We start from the raw sequence: 1,194 nt of genomic DNA on the forward strand, positions 1-1,194 counted from the left end.
ACGGCGTTCTCGTCACCGTGACCGGGCCCGACCGTCCCGGTGTGACGTCGGTGCTGCTGACGGCGATGGCGCGGCGGAGGGTGAGTCTGCTCGATATCGAGCAGGTGGTGATCCGCGGCCGGCTCACCCTGGGAGTGCTCGTCACCTGCCCAACGGATCCCGAGGCGTTGCAGGACGAGCTCGAAGAGGCCATGAATACCGTCGGTATGCAGGTGGATGTGGATATCGACGCCGATGTCGCGCGGGCCCCGGTGTCGACGCACGCGGTGGTGGTGCTGGGGGCGCCGGTGACCGCGCGGGCATTCAGTGCGGTGTCGCGGGAGCTGGCGGGACTGGGGGCCAATATCGACACCATCCGGGGGATCGCCGACTATCCGGTGACCGGGATGGAGTTGCTGGTGACGGCGCCGGACCGGGGTGGGGATACCGATTCGCGGTTGCGGACCGCGCTGGCCGAGGTCGCGGTGACCGAGCGGGTGGATATCGCGGTGGAACGGGCCGGTCTGGCTCGCCGGGCGAAGCGGCTGATCGTCTTCGATGTGGATTCGACTCTCATCCAGGGCGAAGTCATCGAGATGCTGGCCGCCTACGCCGGCGTCGAGGAGCAGGTGCGGGAGGTCACCGAGGCGGCGATGCGCGGCGAGATCGATTTCGCGGAATCGCTGCGGCAGCGGGTGGCGACATTGGCCGGACTGGACGAATCGGTGATCGCGGAGGTCGCGGGTTCCATCGCGCTGACCCCCGGTGCGCGGACCACGATCCGGACCCTGAAGCGGCTCGGTTTCCGATGTGGCGTGGTGTCGGGCGGGTTCCGGCAGGTGATCGATCCGCTGGCGCGTGAACTGGACCTCGATTTCGCGCAGGCCAATGTGCTCGAGGTGGTGGACGGGAAGCTCACCGGCCGGGTGGTGGGGGAGATCGTCGACCGGGAGTACAAGGCGACCGCGTTGCGCCGCTTCGCCGCCGAATCCGGGGTGCCGATGGAGCAGACGGTCGCGGTCGGGGACGGGGCGAACGATATCGATATGTTGAACGCGGCGGGGCTGGGAGTGGCGTTCAACGCGAAGCCCGCGTTGCGGGAGGTCGCCGATACCGCGCTGTCGCATCCGTATCTGGACGCGGTGCTGTTCATCCTGGGGGTCACCCGGGACGAGGTCGAGGCGGCGGACGCGCGGGACGGTGTGCTGCGCCGGG

General features: G+C 69.0%; 1 protein-coding gene. It reads left to right on the forward strand.

Features of this window, described 5'->3' with window-relative positions; genetic code table 11:
• Positions 1-1,194, forward strand: a 1,194-nt coding sequence (serB, locus tag ACWDU1_RS32455; RefSeq protein WP_450004235.1) for a phosphoserine phosphatase SerB, incomplete at both ends; no start/stop codon positions are given.

Source organism: Nocardia sp. NPDC003345, assembly GCF_053589395.1.